This is a genomic window from Actinoalloteichus sp. GBA129-24, from assembly GCF_001941645.1.
GTDB classification, from domain to species: Bacteria; Actinomycetota; Actinomycetes; order Mycobacteriales; family Pseudonocardiaceae; genus Actinoalloteichus_A; species Actinoalloteichus_A fjordicus.
Window position 1 is genome coordinate 6435674 of record NZ_CP016077.1, and the last position, 17898, is coordinate 6453571.

The window sequence follows — 17898 nt, forward strand, 5'->3', positions numbered from 1 at the left end:
CCGCAGTCGAAGGTCCCGGCCGGGCGGCGGTTTCGGCCGCCGACCGCCTGCCATCCGCATTCGCGACATCCGCCCACCCGCACCGACGAGGAGCCAGCGCGCCCCTCGTCGGTGCGGGTGGGCTGAGCTCGACTCGACTCGGCTGGCGTCAGCGCGGCTTCGGCTCCACCGGCCACGGCATGCCGAGGACGTCACCGGCCCTGGGCACCAGCAGGAAGATGACGAACGTCGCCGGGCGCGCGGTGTAAAGCTCCAGCCTGCCGCCGTCCGCCTCCACCAGCGCCCTGGCCAGCGACAGTCCGACGCCGGTGGAGCCACCGCCGGAGACGCCTCGATCGAAGACGTGTCGGGACAGCTCGTCCGGCACGCCGCTGCCGTTGTCGCCGACCTCGATCATCACCATCGCGCCCGACAACCGCGCCACCACCGAGACCGTCCCGGCACCATGGATCAGCGCGTTCTCCAACAACACGCCCAGGGCCTCCCTGAGTCGCGCCGGGGTCACCCTGGCCGGGAGACTGTCGCTGATCCGCAGCCGTAGCGTCCGGCCCTCGGCGCGCAGCCGCTCACGCCATTCCGCGACGACCTCGGGCAGCTCCTCGGCGAGATCGAGCGGCTCGGCCGTCCTTGATCGAGCGGCGGTGGCCGTGGCCAGCAGATCCTCCAACACGCGCGACAACTTCTCGGCCTGCACCAGCGCGGCGCGGGCCTCGTCGCGGTTCACCGGTTGACGCGGATCGACCAGCTCTTCCAGCCGCAGCTGCAACGCGGTGAGGTGACTGCGGAGCTGGTGGGAGACGTCACCGACGAGTTCCCGCTCCCGCTCCATCAGGCGCGCCAACGCCAACGCCGAGGCGTCGAGTGCATCGGCGACGCGATCCAGCTCCACCGCACCGTGTCGTCGATTGTCGGGACGGAAATCGCCCGCGCCGAGCCGAGCCGCCCTGGCCGCGACGTGCCGCAGCGGCTCGGACAGCCGTCGTGCCGTCACCTTCGCCATCACCAGTCCCACCACCACGGTGAGCAGCACGAGCAGCAGCACCGCACCGGCCATCTGTGCCTGCGACGCCCGCAGCGGACCAGACGGGACGGCCAGGGTCACCGTCCCCTGCCGCACGATGGACGCGGTCTCGGTCACCGGGTCCGGCCCCGGGTCGGGGCCGTCCCGGACGGTGCCCATGCCCGGCAGCGACACGACGACGCTGCCGTCCGCCGGGACGGCGACCCGGATCTTGACCAGGTCGAGGGTCTCGCCCTCGGCGAGCTGGGCGTCGAGGCTGGTGGCGATCTGCTGGACACGGCCGGTGAGCTCGCGGCGGGTGACGTCCTCCACGAGCCGAAGCGAGGCGAGCCCCAGGGGAAGCCCCAGGACGACCACGGTCACCGAGACCGCGAGCAGGATCGACTGAAGGATGCGAGTCCGCACGGCCGCCTAATCCACGTTGAAACGGAACCCGACGCCGCGCACGGTCGCGATCCGCTGCTCACCGTTGCGGCCGTGCACGTCGCCGACCTTCCTCCGCAGCCACGAGACGTGCATGTCCAGGGTCTTGCTGGTCCGGTTCTCCGGAGCGTTCCACACCTCGTCGAGGATCTCGTCCCGCGTGACGACCTGGCCCGCGTGCTGCATCAGCACACGAAGCAGCTCGAACTCCTTGTTGGCGAGCTGAATCTCCCGTCCGTCGACCTGGACCCGGCGTGCCGAGAGGTCGATCCGCACCCCGTTGGCCTCCACCGAGTCGACCGAGCGCCGCCGCAGCAGTGCCCTGATCCTGGCCATCAGCTCGGCCAGCCGGAAAGGCTTGGCCACGTAGTCGTCGGCGCCTGCGTCCAGGCCGACCACGAAGTCCACCTCGTCCGTGCGGGCCGTGAGCATCAGCACCGGGATGTCCCGACCCGCCGCACGCAGCCGTCGACACACCTCGAGGCCGTCGATGCCGGGCAGACCTAAGTCGAGCACCAGCAGGTCCGCCCGGCCGGTCGTGGCCGCGTCCAGCGCGCTCGGACCGTCATCGACCACGTGCACCGAGTAACCTTCGCGCTGCAGTGCTCGGCACAACGGCTCGGCAATCGCCGCGTCATCCTCGGCCAGCAGCACCACGCTCACCCTGTCAGCCTAGAGCGTCGCGGGACGCTGCTCGGCCGGTTCGCCCAAGCACATCGGCCCCGAGCACACCGATGAGGCCGACTAGGCTCGTCGGGTGTCATCTGCCGCTGATCTCGACCTCGCCCGCCGACTGGCCGACCTCGCCGACGCCGTGACCCGCTCCCGGTTCCGTTCGCGCGACCTGCACGTGACCAGCAAGCCCGACCGGACCCCGGTCACCGATGCGGACACCGCCGTGGAGGACGCGATCCGGGCACTGCTGGCCCAGGAACGTCCCGACGATGCCGTGCTGGGCGAGGAGCGAGGCGGTACGGAGGTCCCCGGCGCCCGTACGTGGGTGATCGATCCCATCGACGGCACCAAGAACTTCCTGCGCGGTCTGCCGGTCTGGGCGACCCTGATCGCGCTCGTCGTCGACGGCACCCCCCAGGTGGGCGTGGTGAGCGCAGGCGCGTTGGGCCGCCGGTGGTGGGCGGCACGCGATCTCGGTGCCTGGACCAGCGAGGGGGACGGCGCACCGTGGCGGATCGGCGTCTCCGGCGTCGACCGGCTCGCCGATGCCTACGTGTCGACCACCCATCTCGGCAGCTGGACCGAGCATCACTCCCGGTCTGCCTACCTCGCGCTGGTGGACGCCTGCTGGGAGAACCGGGCGTTCGGCGACTTCTGGCAGCACGTGCTGGTCGCCGAAGGCGCCGTCGATCTCGCGGCCGAGGCCGTGGTGAACGCCTGGGACGTCGCCGCGGTACAGGTGATCGTGGAGGAGGCGGGCGGCCGGTTCAGCGATCTGACCGGCGTTCCCGACCACACCAGGGGCAGCGCGCTGTCCTCCAACGGACTGGTGCACGACGCGGCACTGGACCTGTTGCGCAGCAGCTGACCCGCGCGAACCGCCCGGCGGCAGGCGAGGAGGCGCAGACCACGCCCGGCACTGATCAGAGCCTGGCAGGGCCGTGCGTCGCCGCCGGGTAGGGGCCGGGTGCTGTCGCCGGTCAGGGGCCGGGTGCTGTCGAACGCGGCGCCGACCAGGCCAGGCAGCAGAGGGGCGGCGGGGATCGGCACCCCGGGATCGTCGGAGTCGGACGTCGGAACTCGGCTGTGTGGTCATGGCACGACCATGCGCGATCACCCCTTCATCGCGCCCGCCGATCGCCCAGCGCCTGTGGACAACTCGGCTATGTGGATAACCGGCTTCCCGAACGGGTGATCAGGAGCCGATCGCCTCGGTCGGTGTGCTAACGCGACCGCCAGCCGGGTAGAGCCGGACACGTCCGCCTCGGCTCTGCCGCTGGTCGCCCGCGCCGGTCAGCCGTCGAGACGCGCCGCCGAGTTACCGGTCTCCTTCGAGACCGTGAAGGTGGGGATTCCGGTGGGCGGGGTGGCGTCCGACTCGTCCGCCCGTCGGCCGGTGCCAGCCGTGCCCCCCGCTGCGGGGACGGCCTGCGGAACCGGTCCGGCTGACTGCGGCGAGGCAGGCAGGCCCGCCGCCTGTCCCGCGACCGCAGACGGGGTGCCCGGCTGAGCCGCAGGCGTGCCTGCCTGCGACGCAGGCGCCGCGGCCTGCGATCCAGGCGTCCCGGCCTGCGCAGGGGGCGTCGCCGAGGGCGGAAGCCCGATCGCGCCCCGCACCGTCTGCGTCCACGCCAGCCTGCCGAACAGGTAGAGGCACGCCACCTGCTCGTTCGTGAATCGTGCCCAGTCGTAGCGATTGCCCTGTTCCCGCCAGAAGACCTCCCAGGCAGGCTCCCCGCCCGTGCCTTCTTCCCGCAGGACGCACCAGGTGTCGTCGGCCTCGGCTCCCACCGAGACGACCTGGGTGGGCACGCCGATCCTGACCAGCCAGTCGAGCAGCGAATCCATGTTCATCGAGCCGGTCTCCTCACGCCTGCGGCACTGTCTGGGCGACGTCGGACACCGTGGCCGACACTCGCGCGGCAGGCGCGTCCTCGTCGACGACCAGGTAGCCCGCCCGGAGGAGCTCGACCACCGACTGGGTCAGCCGGAATCGCAGTCCACCACCCGGTTGAGCGAACCAGGGCGCCGAGACCGCCCGCCACGCGGGCAGCGGCCGTTGCACCACGTAACGCGCATACGGCCGGTCCGCGTATTCGGGCGGCAGTGATCGGGCCGCGAAGCGGGTGTCGGCCTCCGCGAGCACCCGGCCCTCCGGCGTCCCGAACCGGTCCAGCGCGGTGCCCGCCGCCAGAACGACCGGCTCGCTGCCCGCCGGATCGGCGGCGCCCTCCGGGAACAGCTCTCCCGGTGGCCAGGCGTACTCGGCCGGTGCGGCGTGACCTGTCTCGGCCGCCCGCACCAGGAAACGCCGGTCCCAAGCACGTTCGTGCACGTCGCCGAGCGGATCGTGACCGGAGACCAGGGCTCGGGGACAGGCGCCCTGCTGATCCTCGGGCGCGTGCTGCGGTCTCGCCGCCGAGGTATCGCGCAGGTCGACCAGCTCCGACTGCGGGTGATCCTGTGGTGGGAAGCGGATACCGGGAGCGAAGTCGGTCTCGCGAGGCGGCGCGGGCAGCTGCCGGGCCGGACGCGTGCTGGGTACCGGCAGGTGGCCGAGCGGGAACAGGTTCATGGTGAAGGCGAGCAGCTCGGCGTCGGGCGGCGTCGTCGGTCGAACCGGTCGACCTGCCGCGTTCTGATCGACGGGCCCACCGCCGAAGAGATCACCTGCCTGCGCGATCGGCCCCATCGCCTTGCCCGCCACGGGACCGCCGCCTGCCAGGTGCGCGACCACCGCCCCGCCACCGCCTGCCTGCGCGCCGCCGAAGCCGGGAGCGGCCCCCACGCCGGGACCCGCCGCGAGGCCGGGAGCGCCAGGCGCCGGTGCGCCGAACGGTGCGGGTGCGGCACCGAGGCCCGGCAGACCGCCACCTGCGGCAGGCAGCTTCGGAGCCGGTGCCGGGGCCCCGCCACCGGGGGCCGCAGCGCCAGGGGCACCCGCGCCGGGGGCCGCGACGCCGGGCGAGCCCGCACCAGGCGCGCCCGCGCCGGGGACGCCCGGCGCGACCGGAGCACCGGGCATGCCGGGTACAGGCGAACCACCGGGCAGCCCGATGCCACCGGGCGCGCCGGGGCCGGGCAGCACCGGCATCGGACGTCCCGGTGCCTGCGGTTGTCCGGCCCCGCCGGGCGCAGGCGCCTGGCCGCCACCTGGTGATCCGGCGGGTGGCTGTGGGGCAGGTGCCGAGGGGATGTTCTGCGCGGGCGGCGCGCTCGGCGCCGGTTCCGGTCGGGGAGCCGGGGCAGGCGCGGCGTCCGACGGCGGACCGGAGAACGACGGGGTCAGACTCGGCGGGGCGGGTGCGGCCGAGCCGCCGCCCCCGGAACCGCCTGCGGAGCCGCTGGGCGAACCTGCACCAGCGGGAATGTTGATCGGCCCGGTGTTCATCGAAGGGTCCGGGGTGTAAGCGAGCGGCGAATACGCGGGCGCACCGCCGCCTGGCTCGGACGCAGACGAGTCTGCGGCACGCACGGCCTGGTCCACCACGCCTGCGGGAATCGGCCCGGTGCTCTCGGGGTCGAGATCACGCAGGTCCGACGGCGACGGGCCGCCTGCCTCGAGCTCCTGTTGCTCCACCAGGTCGTCGCCCCAGGTGAAGCCGCGATTCTCGGCCAGCTCGGTGGCCTCGGTATCGGACAGATCACCGGACTCGACCATCGAGTTCACCAGCTCCGACAGCACCAGCGGCGCCGCGTCGTCGAACTGATCGTCCTCGCCGAGGTCGTCGGTTCCGTCGCCGTCCTGGTCGCCCAGTTCCGACAGCACGGCGTCGGCGTCGATGCCCAGCAACGCGGCGAGATCGGGATCGAGCAGTTCCCCGGCCGTCGCTCCGACGGGCTGGAAAGGAGACAGGTCGCCGGTGTCGGTGTCCACATCGGGCAGTGCCTCGCCCGCCTCCACCTCCACTGCGGCGGTCAAGGTCTCGTTGACCTCGGCGAACTCGGCCTTGGCACCGGCGAAGAGGGAGTCGAGTTCTGCCTGGGCCGAGGCATCGCCGTCGGCGACGGCCTGTTCGGCGGCATCCTTCCTGACCGCGAGCTTGACGAGCCTGCGCACGATCTCCACCTTGGTGGCGGCGATCTGGTCGGCAGCGAACTCCAGCTGTCCGGCCGCCTCTTCGCAGCCGCGCACGATGGACGCGAACCGCCCCTCATCGGCGACGAACAGCTCCCAGTGCTCCCGTGCAGCATCGGCGGCGTCGCCCTCGTAGCTCTCGAACGCACCCTGAACGAAGCTGTGCGCATCGGTCCTGGAGTCCCGCACCTCTGCCGCCGCGGCCCGCCACGCCTCGGCGAGGGACCGCATGTGATCCTCGTCGGCCTCCGGCCAGTGGACCCCGGCACGCTGCGCCACGTCGGCCAGCTCCTCCGGAAGCTTGATACCCATCTACCTACCCCTGTCGAGAAGCGACTGACGTCAGCGAGATCCGGCGTCGGGCGACCCGACCAGGCCTGCGTTGTGCTCGTCCACCCCGGCGTAGTCCCGCGCCGTGGTCTGGAGGCGGTCTCGCATGTCCAGCAGCTGGCCCGGCAGCGCGTCGAGCAGGTCGAGCACCTGGGACGAGGGCTCCCGGTACCGGGAGGAGAAGCTGCGGCCGATCTCGTCGCCGCCCCAGCAGCCCATCTTGTCGGTCACCGCGCCACGCAGCGTCTGCGCCGTGTCCTCGATCGACCCGGAGGTCCCGGTGAGTCTGCCTGCCCGAGTCTCAAGCTGCTCTGGATCAACCTTGAACATTCCTGCGCCTCCCTTGAGCTCGACGACCAGCCCCGCACCGATGTCAGCGCGTCGGTGTCGAGCATCTGCTACCGCCAGCCCTGGTTCTCGAAAACCGTGGACTGGACGTGTCGTCGCTGCATCGACGGTCCGGCGGCCTGCGTCTGACTCGCCTGCGACGCCTCGTCGGTTGCGGTGAGAACGGTCGAGACCACCCCGGCCGCAGCCGACGCGGCGGCAGCCGATGCGGCTTGGATGGTGTGCTGTACGAGTGCGGCCAGCTCAGCCGGGCGGTGTCTTCGATAGGCGTGATCGGCGATCGCCACTCGGTGGACGATCCCGCGATGTCCCACGGTGACCGAGACCGAGGAGTCGGCGCTGGTCACTGTCTCGCTGATCTCAGCAAGACGCCTGTGCACCTCACCAAGCTGCTCTCGACTGCGTCGATACTCGCCGAGCAGCCGCTCGACGCTGGCTTGGTGGTCGGTCACCATAATGCCTCCGGTGGTCCGGCCGCCGACGGATGTACCGGTGTTGGACGGCTTCGTCGGCGATCTGGTTCCCGCGAATTTCTCACTGTTCTCGGCTCGGATCGGGCAACAGGAAACCAACCGCCTGCCGGGCAGGCGTCACCGGGGCGGGGAGGCACCAGGCTTCGCTGTTCGCGGGGTCAGTCGCCGATCGAGGACAGGTCCGCCGCCGGTCGCGCCGCGCCCATGCCGGTGCGCCACGAAGCGAATCGCGGCTCGGGGGCGATCAGTCCGGTGTGGACGGCGTCGTGCACTGCCCTGGCCAGCGCACCGCCGATCCGTGAGCGAGGCCCGCCGTAGCGCTCCGGCTCGCCGTCGAGCGGGCACAGCAGGATGGTGGCGTCGGTGCAGGTTCCGGTGCCCGGCACGCCGACCTCCTGGAAGGCCTGTGCCTTCGCCTCGGCCACGGTGGCCACCGCGTTGACCAACGCACCCTCGGTGAGTCGGACCGGCAGGAAGCAGACGGCGTTGACGGTGCCCGGCGGCGGATCGGTCGGCGAGTCCGGCGCGGCGGCCCAGGTCGGATGCTTGCCGACGCCGGTCGTGACGCAGGCCGACACCCCGTTGTCGGAGCGACTGACCTGCTGGCGGACGTCCACGGCGGTGAGCAGCCCGACTCCGGGCCCGGTGCAACCCAGCTCCGCGCCGATCTCGGCGAGATGCGCGGCCGGATCGGGTCGGTCGTAGTCATGGCGCACGGTGGCGTTGCACGCCCAGCTCCGCTCGCCGATGCCGCCGCCCAGGACGGCCGAGGAGATCGACAGCCACGGGGAGGTCAGCCGCCATGACAGCACCGGAAGTCCCGCCACCAGGGAGAACGTCGGTTCGACGGTCACGAGCGCATCTCCTTCAGGCGGATGACGACGAGGCAGGCGCCCGGCGGGCGGTCGGTGCTCGCACCGCATCGGCCTGCGACGCTGGTGCTCCCCGCGAGGACCGGGGTAGACCGTCTCGCACCTGCTCCGCCGAGCCCTCCCACAGTCTGCCCCCGGTCGGCGTCTGGTCAAGGGTCGGGTCCGAGCGCGGCGAGACTCGGGCGCGCGGGCCTGCTCGGTGCTTCGGCATCAGCGGTGCGACACCAGCGCAGGCAGGCAGACCGGCCGCCCCGGGCCCGGCCGAGACGCGCCACCGCGCTTGCCGAGGAACGCGGACGGCAGCCCTCGATCGGTCCGGCGGCGGCTCTGCTCAGGTGTTCCAGGCGGCGCACCCGAGCTCGCCGGAACGTCGACGAACACCGTCGCCCTCACGAGGCACGGTCGGCGGCGAAGGGCTCCTCAGGAGTCCCCGCCGAGGGCGGTCACCACGCGCGACGCACTCGGCCTGCCCAACCGCTCGGCCATCCAGACGCTCGTCCGGACCAGCGCGTCGAGGTCGACGCCGTGCTCGATGCCGAGGCCGTCGAGCATCCAGACCAGGTCCTCGGTCGCCAGGTTGCCCGTCGCCGATCCCGCGAAGGGGCAGCCGCCGAGGCCGCCCGCAGCAGAGTCCACGGTGGACACTCCGGCGCGCAGGGCGGTGTAGGTGTTGGACAACGCCTGCCCATAGGTGTCGTGGAAGTGCACGGCGAGCTGCGCCGTCGGAACTCCGGCCGTGCCGAAGGACCGCAGCAGCGTCTCCACCTGGCCGGGGGTCGCCACGCCGATGGTGTCGCCCAGGGAGAGCTGCTCACAGCCGAGGTCCAGCAGCCTACGTCCGGCGGCGGTCACCGATGCCGGGTCTGCCGGGCCCTCCCATGGATCGCCGAAGCACATCGACAGATACCCGCGCACCCGCAGCCCCGCCTCGCGGGCCCGACGCACCACCGGCTCGAACATGGCGAACTGCTCGTCCATGCTCCGATTGAGATTGCGGCGGGCGAAGGACTCGGTGGCGCTGGCGAAGATCGCGATGTCCGCCACGCCTGCCTCGACGGCACGGTCCAGCCCGCGTTCGTTGGGCACGAGCACCGGATATCGCACGCCCGGCAGCCTCGGCAGCGCGGCCAGCAACTCGGCGGCGTCGGCGAGCTGCGGAACCCACCGAGGGCTCACGAAGCTGGTCGCCTCCAGCACGGTCAGCCCCGCCGCCGCGAGCCTGCGCAGGAACTCCTGCTTGACGTCGACGCCGACCACGGTCGACTCGTTCTGCAGGCCGTCGCGCGCGCCCACCTCCCAGATGGTCACCCTCGCGGGCAGCGCACCGGGGTCGACGGCGGGCGAGTGCTGCGGCAGCCCGAGCGTGCGGACGGGCGTCATTCCGACCGACGCGGCTGCTGGGAGCGCTGCGGGTAGTAGAAGTCGCCCTGATCGCCTTCGTCGATCTGCTGGTACAGCATTCCGTGCACGCGTTCGACCTGCGGGACGTCGTCGAAGGTGAGCGCCTCGTCCGAGGCCGACTCGATGATCAGCGTGCCGCAGCCGAGGACCCGGTCTATCAGACTGTGCTCGAAACGGACGCTGTTGATCCGGTTCAGCGGGATATCCACGCCGGTGCGATGCAGCACGCCTGCCCGGTACATCACACGCTCGTTGGTCACCACGAAGTGGGTGCTCTGCCAACGGATGAACGGCACCAGAAACAGCCAGATGATCAGGATGGCGCCGATCGCGCCGATCGCGATCCAGCCGATCGTGTTCCATTCCTGGTCGTTGACGAACATCGCCCCGAAGACCCCGGCGGCGACGATCACCAGGAGGGCCACCGTCGGCCAGAAAATCATCTTCCAGTGCGAATGCTTGTGGACGACGACATGCTCGTCGTTGGTGAGCATGTTCTCCGGGTAACCCACGGTCTTTCCTCCAGATCAGGCCCTGCCGTCGTCTCCGACGCGATCACCGTACCGGCGAGACGCCCGTCGCGGGAGCAGGACGGCCATGACGATCAGGGATCGGAGCGTCGCAGGCGTCTCGACACCGCGACCGCCGGGTGGACGACCAGCCGGAACTCCCGCGACAGGCGACCCGCTCCGGGGGAGGATGCGGCCATGGACACGCAGCGAGCGCCGCTGGGACTCCGCTCACACGACTCCGGGATTCATCTGGTCGAACTGGCCGCCGAGGCCATCGACGTGGTGTGTCCGCGCTGTCGGTCGCGCGCGGCGAACACCGCACGGCCGAATGACTCCGCCTACGTCGGCACCTGGCCGCGCAGGCTGACCTGCCCGAACTGCGCCTACTGGGCGGAGTGGGCGTCGGGAGCGGGCAGATACTCGGTGTGGGGCGGCCCGGTGGACCCCTTCTTCGGCGTCCCGCTGTGGTGGCAGGCCGAGTGCTGCGGCGGCCGCACGCTCTGGGCACTCAACGAGAAGCACCTTGATCTGCTGGAACGCCATGTCGCCGCGAGGCTGCGCGAGCGCACCGGACCGCCACGCAACTCCAGCATGGTGTCTCGCCTGCCCGGGTGGCTGAGCGCGGCCGGGAATCGCGCGGAGGTGCTCACGACGATTCGCAGGCTCCGCGCCCGATGATCCGGCCTCCGCTCGGCTTGACTCGGCGATCAGCGAGCGCGCAGATGCACGACGTCACCGGCGGAGAAGGCCTCGGTCCGTCCTGAATCGGAACGGACGAGGAGCCTGCCCGCCTCGTCGACGTCGACGGCGGTGCCGAGCACCGAGTGATCCCCCGCCAACTCCACCCGCACGCGGCGTCCCAGCGTCGCGCTCGCCTCCCGGTAGGCCGCGAGCTGTCCGGACCGCACGACGTCACCGCCCTGGCTCCGCCAGGCACGCTCGACGGTGTCCAGCTCGCCGAGCAGCCGGATCGCAAGTGCGGCCCGGTCGAGGCCCACGGCTCCCTCGGCGCGCAGCGACGTCGCCTGCGGACCGGTCGGCCTGGCAGGCAGCTCATCGGGCTGGTGATCGACATTGAGGCCGAGGCCCACGACCACGGCGGGGCTCGCCGGGCCGCCACCCGCCCGGCCGACAGGCACCACCGCCTCGGCCAGGATTCCCGCGCACTTGCGCTCCGCAGGCCCGACCAGCAGGTCGTTCGGCCACTTCATCGCCGCCTCGACCCCGCAGGCCGACCGCACCGCTCGGGTCAGGGCCAGCCCGGCGAGCAGCGGCAGCCAGCCGAAGTGAACGGGTGAGACGCCCTCGGGGCGCAGCAGCAGACTGAGATAGAGCCCGGCCCCGGCGGGCGAGGCCCAGGCCCGGCTCTGCCGCCCTCGCCCGCCGGTCTGCTCCTCGGCGATCAGCACGACGCGGTCCGGCGCCCCGGCCTGCGCGGCAGCGGCCACGTCCGCGTTGGTCGAACCGGTGGTCGGCACCACGTCGAGCGCGGCGTAGGCGCCTGCGGGCCCGAGCAGGGCCGCTCGAAGGACTTCCTGGTCAAGCGGGGTGCGCTCCGGGTGTTCGGCCATCGGCGGAGCATACGGCCGACAGACTGCGCCGGGTTCGGCGCCGGGGCCGCCCCCGGCGCTCGCGCACGGAGAATCCGGGGCCGGAGCAGGCATCCGAGGCAGGCCGAGAGGACGACCGGTCCGAACGTCGCCGAGACCGTGCAGCCCGGTCAGAGCCGGACCGCGAGAGAAGGTGGCACGGCGAAAGGTCCACGACATCAGGACCGAAGGCTCCTCGCCCACCTCGACGTGGTCCGGCGAACGATGAGGCCCGCCGGTGCTACGAGAGCCGCAGTCGGGCCGGCTAGGCTCGGCCACATGAGCAGCGCAACCGAGCCCGTCGGGGACCTGTCGGACGTCGAACCGGACATCCACACCACGGCGGGCAAGCTCGCCGACCTGGCGCGCCGGAACCACGAGGCCGTGCACGCCGGGTCCGCCCGCGCGGTGGAGCGACAACACGCCAAGGGCAAGCAGACGGCCCGCGAGCGCATCGACATGCTGCTCGATCCCGGCTCGTTCGTCGAACTCGACGAGCACGCAAGGCACCGATCCACCAACTTCGGACAGGAGCACAACCGACCCTACGGCGACGGAGTCGTCATCGGCTTCGGCACCGTCGACGAGCGCCCGATCTGTGTGTTCAGCCAGGACGTCACCGTCTTCGGCGGCTCGCTCGGCGAGGTCTACGGCGAGAAGATCGTCAAGATCCTCGACCTGGCGCTCAAGACGGGCAGGCCGATCGTCGGCATCAACGAAGGCGGCGGGGCCCGCATCCAGGAGGGCGTCGTCTCCCTCGGCCTCTACGGCGAGATCTTCCGCCGCAACACGCACGCCTCCGGCGTGATCCCGCAGATCTCGCTGATCATGGGTGCCACGGCAGGCGGCCACGTCTACTCCCCCGCCTTGACGGACTTCGTGGTGATGGTCGACAAGACCTCCCACATGTTCATCACCGGCCCGGACGTCATCAAGACGGTCACCGGAGAGGAGGTCACCTTCGAGGAGCTGGGCGGGGCCGACACCCACAACACCCGGTCCGGCGTGGCCCACTACCTCGGTGGTGACGAGGAGGACGCGATCTCCTACGTCAAGTCGCTGCTCGGGCACCTGCCCGCCAACAATCTCAGCGAGCCGCCCGTCTATCCGCCGTCGGCCCCGGCGGGACCGGGCTCGATCGCCGAGCAGCTCACCGAAACCGACCTCGAGCTCGACACGCTGATCCCGGACTCGGCGAACCAGCCGTACGACATGCATGAGGTGCTGTCGCGGGTGCTCGACGACGGCGAGTTCCTGGAGGTCCACGAGCGGTTCGCCCCCAACATCATCGTCGGCTTCGGCCGAATCGAGGGGCAGAGCGTGGGGGTGGTCGCCAACCAGCCCACCCAGTTCGCCGGTTGTCTGGACATCGACGCCAGTGAGAAGGCGGCCCGGTTCGTGCGCACCTGCGACGCGTTCAACGTGCCGGTGCTGACCTTCGTCGACGTGCCGGGATTCCTGCCGGGCACCGAGCAGGAGTGGAACGGCATCATCCGGCGCGGCGCCAAGCTGCTGTACGCCTATGCCGAGGCCACCGTCCCGCTGATCACCACGATCACCAGGAAGGCCTTCGGCGGCGCCTACGACGTGATGGGCTCCAAACACCTCGGGGCCGACGTCAACCTGGCCTGGCCGACGGCGCAGATCGCGGTGATGGGCGCCCAGGGGGCGGCGAACATCGTGCACCGCAAGACACTGGCCAAGGCCGCCGCCGACGGTGCGGACACCGACGCGCTGCGCGCTCGGCTCCAGCAGGAGTACGAGGACGCGTTGTGCAACCCGTACGTGGCGGCCGAGCGCGGCTACGTCGACTCGGTGATCGCGCCCTCGCACACGCGCGGCTACCTCGCGCGGTCGCTGCGGCTGCTGCGCGACAAGCGCGAGACGCTGCCGCCGAAGAAGCACGGCAACATTCCGCTGTGAGGTGCCGGAAGTGAGTCCGCTCCGGCGACATGGCCGGAGCGGACTCGGCGGGACGACAGACGGCAGCGGCGAGCGGCCCGATCAGCCTGCGCAGCACGGGGTGGAAGCGGGCAGACAGGCCGACGGGGCGACGAGTCGCATCGGGCGGCCAGAGCGGAGGACGAGGATGACGGATCAGCAGGAGCAGCCGAGGGAGCGTCCGATGCTCCGCGTCGTGCGGGGCGAGCCCGACGACGTGGAGTTGGCCGCGTTGACGGCAGTGCTCGCGGCCGTCGACACTCCGGTCCGTGAGCCGCCGAAGCCGACCCGCTCCGGCTGGGCGGATCGCGCCGCGCTGCTGCGTCGGCCACTGTCGCCGGGCGAGGGGGCCTGGCGTCGCTCCGCCTTCTGAGTGTTCCGGGGCGTCGGTCTCCCGGCCGATGGCCGTTCTCGACGCTCTCGGCTCACGACGACGGCGGCGGGCGGGCCGGGGTCGGGGAGCCGAGGTCGGCGATGGTGAGAACGAACGATCGGCCGGCCGCGCGAAGCCACGAGATCACCCGCGCAGGCGAACTCCGACGAGCAAGGCCGGTGCAGGCCGTGGCATTAGGCTGACGCGGTGAATCTCGACTTGGTCGCCGTCATCGTCAGCGAATACGACTCGGCGATCGCGTTCTTCGTCGACGTGCTGGGGTTCGAACTCGTCGAGGACACGCCGTCGCTCACCAACGACGGACGTGCGAAGCGATGGGTCGTCGTCCGCCCGCCCGGTGCCGCGACCGGTGTGCTCCTGGCCCGTGCCGACGGCGCCGATCAGTCCGCCGCCCTCGGCCGCCAAGCAGCAGACCGGGTGGGCTTCTTCCTTCGCGTTGATGATTTCGAGACGTCCTACCGACGAATGCTGGCAGCCGAGGTCGAGTTCCTGACCGAACCCCGCACCGAGCCGTACGGTCGCGTGGCCGTGTTCCTCGACATCGCGGGCAACCGCTGGGATCTTCTCGGCCCGGCCTGATTTCGACTCCGGCGGGAGTAGGCAGGAGACCGCGCGCAGCCCGGACCACCCGCTGCTCATTCCGTCGCCGCAGGTCTGCGGGGGCCGGCGACTCATCGAGTCGCCCATGCCCCCGCGGCGCCTCGCTTCAGTCCTGCTGAGCGGCGACCTCGGCACGCAGGCGCTCCTCGGCCTCGCGGAGCTCGGGAGTGAACTCCTCGCCGAAGTCCTCGGCCTCGAACACCTGCCGGATCTCCATCTCCTGCTCGCCCTCGGCGGGCGCCGGGCAACGACGCGCCCACTCGACGGCCTCCTCCTTCGACGCCACCTGGATCAGCCAGAAGCCGGCGACCAGTTCCTTGGTCTCGGTGAACGGACCGTCGATGACCGAGGACTTCCCGTCCTTGAAGCGCACCCGGGCGCCCTTGTCACTCGAGTGCAGGCCCTCGCCAGCCAACACGATGCCCGCCTTGACCAGCTCCTCGTTGTAGCGGCCCATCTCGGCGAGCAGCTCCTCGTCCGGCAGCGCACCGGCCTCGGTCTCTTCGGTCGCCTTCATGATGATCATGAATCGCATCGTCTTCTCCTTCGGGTGAGGGCCGGTCGCACAGCACGGCCCTGGTGACCGCGCTGCCCCTGCCTTCACCAGTGCGTCGAACGGCCGAGCCCGGAATCGACATGAACCCGAAGTTTTTTCCGGTCTATCTCGGCAGGGCAACGACGGTGCTCATAATCGCAGGTGAGAGCCGTCGGTCTGACGGAAATTCCCAAGCTGCGGAGCTGGCGGGCCGAGCGGAGGGACCTCGCGGCGTGCCGTCGGACGCCTACTGCTGCTCGGCGAAGCCCGACCAGCACCGGCTCGGCTCGGCTGGATCGTCGGGCCGCGCCGGACCCGGAGTCGGCCGGCTCCAGACCCGTCTGACGGCCGTCCAGCCGTGGCCGGGCCCGCTGCGGCATCGCAGACAGTGACATCACCGACAGCGCCGTCACCAGCAGTGATGCTCGCTGAGAGTTGTCATCTGTCCGCAACGAATGGATCTGTCGCGCCCCTCGTCAGGCCGTTAGCGTGACAAACGACCTTGCCGTGTGATCAGGAGGCGCCCATGCCGACGAGAGAACCGACGAGACGATTACTGGCACTGCCGCTGGCCGGTGCCCTGCTGGCCGGGACGGCCCTGCCCGCCGTGGCGGCCGAGGAACAGGCGGCGACCCCGACGACCGTCGACACCGCGTTCACACTCGACGGCGGGGTGAGCGCCCCGATCCACTCCTACGCCGACGCGATCCGCGAGACCGTGTGGGTCGACATCGGCATGGACGGCGACCGCGACGGGATCTCCGACCGGGTAGCGGCCGACATCATCCGACCCGCCGAGCCGGCCCAGGCAGGCCTGCCGGTTCCGGTGATCATGGACGCCAGCCCCTATTACTCCTGCTGCGGGCGGGGCAACGAGAGCCAGCTCAAGACCTACGACGAGTCCGGCCGCCCCGAGGGCTTCCCCCTCTTCTATGACAACTACTTCGTGCCCCGTGGTTATGCGACCGTGCTGGTCGACCTCGCGGGCACCAACCGCTCCGAGGGCTGCGTCGATGTCGGCGGTCCCTCCGACGTCACCTCCGCCACCGCCGTCGTGGAATGGCTGAACGGCGCCGCCACCGGCTACACCTCGCCGACCGGGGACGAACAGGCCTCCGCCGACTGGTCCACCGGCGCGGTCGGCATGATCGGCAAGTCCTATGACGGCACCATCGCCAACGGCGTCGCGGCGACCGGGACGCCCGGTCTGAAGACGATCGTGCCGATCGGAGCGATCAGCTCCTGGTACGACTACTACGGCTCCGACGGCGCGGCGTTCCGCAACTCCCCGGCCGGCCTGGCCCGGACGGTGGAGCAGGGCGGCCGACCCGACTGCGGGCACGTCAAGGCCGAGCTGGACGCGGGCGCGCCGATCAACGGCGACTGGACCGAACTCTGGGACGAGCGCGACCACACCAAGGACGCGGCGAACGTGCACGCCAGCGTGCTCGCCGTGCACGGGCTCGGGGATCTCAACGTCAAGATGATCCACTTCGGCCGCTGGTGGGAGGCCTTGGCGGAGCATGACGTGCCGCGCAAGGTCTGGCTCACCCAGGCAGGCCACGTGGACCCCTTCGACTTCCGGCGCGCGGAGTGGGTCGACACCCTGCACCGCTGGTTCGACCGCTGGCTGCTGGAGGTGCCCAACGGCATCGACACCGAGCCCGCCGCCACCATCGAGCGAGCCCCCGACGTCTGGGCGGACGAACCGGTCTGGCCGCCCGCGTCCACCACCGACGTCACGCTGACGCCGAGGGTGAGCGGGACCGACGGGCTCGGCCACCTCGGCAGGCATCGCCAACCGCCGATGGAGAGCCAGCACATAGCGCGCGGTGCGGGCGGCAACCAGTTCGCCTGGGCCGAGGCACCCGACCAGCCCGCCGACGACCGGCTGCTCTTCTACACCCCGCCGCTGAGCCGGGACGCCCGGATCGCGGGCACCGGGTCGGTGACCGTGTCGGTGTCCTCCTCCCTGCCCGTCGGCCATCTGACGGCGACGCTGGTGGACTACGGCCCGGCCACCACCCGCGACTACCTCGGCAGCGGCGAGGGCATCCGCACCCTGTCCACCCGGTCGTGCTGGGGAGAGAGCACGCCCTTCGACGACGCCTGTTACCGCGACACCGAGACGACCACCGCCGACGTGGACCTGGAGATCTTCGCCCGAGGGTGGGCGGACATCGCCAATCACTCCTCCCGCACCGACGGCGAGGCGTTGGAGCCGGGGCGGTCCTACGACGTCACCTTCCGGCTCTCCACCACTGACCACGTGGTGCCCGCAGGTCATCAGCTCGCACTGATCATCGGCGGCAGCGACTCCCGCTACCTCCGAGCGCCCGCAGGCACGCCCGCCCTCACGGTCGGCCTGCGCGGCACCAGCATCGACGTGCCGCTGGTGGACGGTCAGATCAGCTTCGGGCCGGTCCGTGAAGAGCCGCCGACGGTGCGTGAACACCGCGTTCCCGAGGAGCCGACGATCCTGGTGGGCGGCGACCAGGTGCGGGGCTGAGGAGGGCTTCTGAGAGGCCGACCAGCCGACACGCGGGCCGCCTGATCAGGGCGGCCCACGTGTCGGCCACCATCGTGACCGACCAGGAAGGCATCACTTCCCGCGCAGGGCGGACGAACCAGCGTGACGGCGTTCGCAACGAGTCGGGACTCAACACCGTCACGAGTCCACATCGAATCAGGCCCCTTGATCGAAAT

Annotated in this window: 16 protein-coding genes and 1 pseudogene; 6 read left to right on the plus strand and 11 right to left on the minus strand. The window is 71.2% G+C overall.

What is annotated here, in order from left to right; genetic code table 11:
* Nucleotides 1–148 precede the first annotated feature (148 nt).
* Both UA75_RS27585 and UA75_RS27590 read right to left on the minus strand, forming a co-directional pair.
* A complete protein-coding gene (locus UA75_RS27585) occupies nucleotides 149–1426 on the minus strand; it encodes an ATP-binding protein (protein WP_075742725.1) in 1278 nt (425 codons plus the stop codon).
* 6 nt (nucleotides 1427–1432) lie between these two features.
* Nucleotides 1433–2107 carry a response regulator transcription factor gene (locus tag UA75_RS27590; RefSeq protein ID WP_075742726.1) on the minus strand — a complete coding sequence of 225 codons (675 nt, stop codon included), beginning with the start codon at nucleotides 2105–2107 and terminating at the stop codon, nucleotides 1433–1435.
* A gap of 94 nt (nucleotides 2108–2201) precedes the next feature.
* Here UA75_RS27590 and hisN point away from each other — a divergent pair, with 94 nt between their 5' ends.
* Nucleotides 2202–2987: a histidinol-phosphatase gene (gene hisN / locus UA75_RS27595; RefSeq protein ID WP_075742727.1), complete on the plus strand. Its 786-nt coding sequence runs from the start codon at nucleotides 2202–2204 to the stop codon at nucleotides 2985–2987.
* A 719-nt stretch (nucleotides 2988–3706) separates the two neighbouring features.
* On the opposite strand, the pseudogene UA75_RS27600 reads toward hisN, so the two are convergent.
* The 7 genes and pseudogenes from UA75_RS27600 to UA75_RS27630 form a co-directional block, all read right to left on the minus strand.
* A pseudogene (locus UA75_RS27600) lies at nucleotides 3707–3973 on the minus strand (hypothetical protein); the annotation flags it as partial.
* Between the two features lie 13 nt (nucleotides 3974–3986).
* Nucleotides 3987–6509 (minus strand): TNT domain-containing protein, encoded by a 2523-nt coding sequence (locus UA75_RS27605; RefSeq protein ID WP_075742728.1) that lies wholly within the window; start codon nucleotides 6507–6509, stop codon nucleotides 3987–3989.
* Nucleotides 6510–6539: 30 nt separating this feature from the next.
* Nucleotides 6540–6857, minus strand: a complete 318-nt coding sequence (locus UA75_RS27610; RefSeq protein ID WP_075742729.1) for a WXG100 family type VII secretion target — start codon at nucleotides 6855–6857, stop codon at nucleotides 6540–6542.
* Between the two features lie 68 nt (nucleotides 6858–6925).
* On the minus strand, nucleotides 6926–7330 hold the full coding sequence (locus UA75_RS27615; protein WP_075742730.1) for a YbaB/EbfC family nucleoid-associated protein: 405 nt from the start codon (nucleotides 7328–7330) through the stop codon (nucleotides 6926–6928).
* A 176-nt stretch (nucleotides 7331–7506) separates the two neighbouring features.
* On the minus strand, nucleotides 7507–8202 hold the full coding sequence (locus UA75_RS27620; protein ID WP_075742731.1) for an adenosylcobinamide amidohydrolase: 696 nt from the start codon (nucleotides 8200–8202) through the stop codon (nucleotides 7507–7509).
* Nucleotides 8203–8640: 438 nt separating this feature from the next.
* On the minus strand, nucleotides 8641–9600 hold the full coding sequence (locus UA75_RS27625) for a hydroxymethylglutaryl-CoA lyase (RefSeq protein ID WP_075742732.1): 960 nt from the start codon (nucleotides 9598–9600) through the stop codon (nucleotides 8641–8643).
* Nucleotides 9597–10133 carry a PH domain-containing protein gene (locus UA75_RS27630; RefSeq protein ID WP_157434467.1) on the minus strand — a complete coding sequence of 179 codons (537 nt, stop codon included), beginning with the start codon at nucleotides 10131–10133 and terminating at the stop codon, nucleotides 9597–9599. The genes UA75_RS27625 and UA75_RS27630 overlap by 4 nt, the downstream gene beginning before the upstream one ends.
* 195 nt (nucleotides 10134–10328) lie before the next feature.
* Here UA75_RS27630 and UA75_RS27635 point away from each other — a divergent pair, with 195 nt between their 5' ends.
* Nucleotides 10329–10811 carry a TFIIB-type zinc ribbon-containing protein gene (locus tag UA75_RS27635; RefSeq protein WP_232237492.1) on the plus strand — a complete coding sequence of 161 codons (483 nt, stop codon included), beginning with the start codon at nucleotides 10329–10331 and terminating at the stop codon, nucleotides 10809–10811.
* Between the two features lie 29 nt (nucleotides 10812–10840).
* On the opposite strand, the gene UA75_RS27640 is transcribed toward UA75_RS27635, so the two are convergent.
* On the minus strand, nucleotides 10841–11704 hold the full coding sequence (locus tag UA75_RS27640) for a biotin--[acetyl-CoA-carboxylase] ligase (RefSeq protein ID WP_075744290.1): 864 nt from the start codon (nucleotides 11702–11704) through the stop codon (nucleotides 10841–10843).
* A 297-nt stretch (nucleotides 11705–12001) separates the two neighbouring features.
* Here UA75_RS27640 and UA75_RS27645 point away from each other — a divergent pair, with 297 nt between their 5' ends.
* The 3 genes from UA75_RS27645 to UA75_RS27655 all read left to right on the plus strand — a co-directional run bounded on the left by UA75_RS27645 (nucleotide 12002) and on the right by UA75_RS27655 (nucleotide 14636).
* Nucleotides 12002–13645: an acyl-CoA carboxylase subunit beta gene (locus UA75_RS27645; protein ID WP_075742733.1), complete on the plus strand. Its 1644-nt coding sequence runs from the start codon at nucleotides 12002–12004 to the stop codon at nucleotides 13643–13645.
* Between the two features lie 166 nt (nucleotides 13646–13811).
* A complete protein-coding gene (locus UA75_RS27650; protein ID WP_075742734.1) occupies nucleotides 13812–14036 on the plus strand; it encodes an acyl-CoA carboxylase subunit epsilon in 225 nt (74 codons plus the stop codon).
* Between the two features lie 207 nt (nucleotides 14037–14243).
* On the plus strand, nucleotides 14244–14636 hold the full coding sequence (locus tag UA75_RS27655) for a VOC family protein (protein ID WP_075742735.1): 393 nt from the start codon (nucleotides 14244–14246) through the stop codon (nucleotides 14634–14636).
* Nucleotides 14637–14763: 127 nt separating this feature from the next.
* On the opposite strand, the gene UA75_RS27660 is transcribed toward UA75_RS27655, so the two are convergent.
* Nucleotides 14764–15192: a YciI family protein gene (locus UA75_RS27660; protein ID WP_075742736.1), complete on the minus strand. Its 429-nt coding sequence runs from the start codon at nucleotides 15190–15192 to the stop codon at nucleotides 14764–14766.
* Nucleotides 15193–15718: 526 nt separating this feature from the next.
* Between UA75_RS27660 and UA75_RS27665 the strand changes: the two genes are divergently transcribed.
* Nucleotides 15719–17701 (plus strand): Xaa-Pro dipeptidyl-peptidase, encoded by a 1983-nt coding sequence (locus tag UA75_RS27665; protein WP_083683682.1) that lies wholly within the window; start codon nucleotides 15719–15721, stop codon nucleotides 17699–17701.
* Nucleotides 17702–17898 lie beyond the last annotated feature (197 nt).

Bases quoted from the DNA above. Each gene is read 5' to 3' on its own strand.
- UA75_RS27605 (WP_075742728.1), bottom strand. From the start codon at position 6,509: ATGGGTATCAAGCTTCCGGAGGAGCTGGCCGACGTGGCGCAGCGTGCC.
- UA75_RS27610 (WP_075742729.1), bottom strand. From the start codon at position 6,857: ATGTTCAAGGTTGATCCAGAGCAGCTTGAGACTCGGGCAGGCAGACTC.
- UA75_RS27615 (WP_075742730.1), bottom strand. From the start codon at position 7,330: ATGGTGACCGACCACCAAGCCAGCGTCGAGCGGCTGCTCGGCGAGTAT.
- UA75_RS27625 (WP_075742732.1), bottom strand. From the start codon at position 9,600: ATGACGCCCGTCCGCACGCTCGGGCTGCCGCAGCACTCGCCCGCCGTC.
- UA75_RS27635 (WP_232237492.1), top strand. From the start codon at position 10,329: ATGGACACGCAGCGAGCGCCGCTGGGACTCCGCTCACACGACTCCGGG.
- UA75_RS27640 (WP_075744290.1), bottom strand. From the start codon at position 11,704: ATGGCCGAACACCCGGAGCGCACCCCGCTTGACCAGGAAGTCCTTCGA.
- UA75_RS27645 (WP_075742733.1), top strand. From the start codon at position 12,002: ATGAGCAGCGCAACCGAGCCCGTCGGGGACCTGTCGGACGTCGAACCG.
- UA75_RS27650 (WP_075742734.1), top strand. From the start codon at position 13,812: ATGACGGATCAGCAGGAGCAGCCGAGGGAGCGTCCGATGCTCCGCGTC.
- UA75_RS27660 (WP_075742736.1), bottom strand. From the start codon at position 15,192: ATGCGATTCATGATCATCATGAAGGCGACCGAAGAGACCGAGGCCGGT.
- UA75_RS27665 (WP_083683682.1), top strand. From the start codon at position 15,719: ATGCCGACGAGAGAACCGACGAGACGATTACTGGCACTGCCGCTGGCC.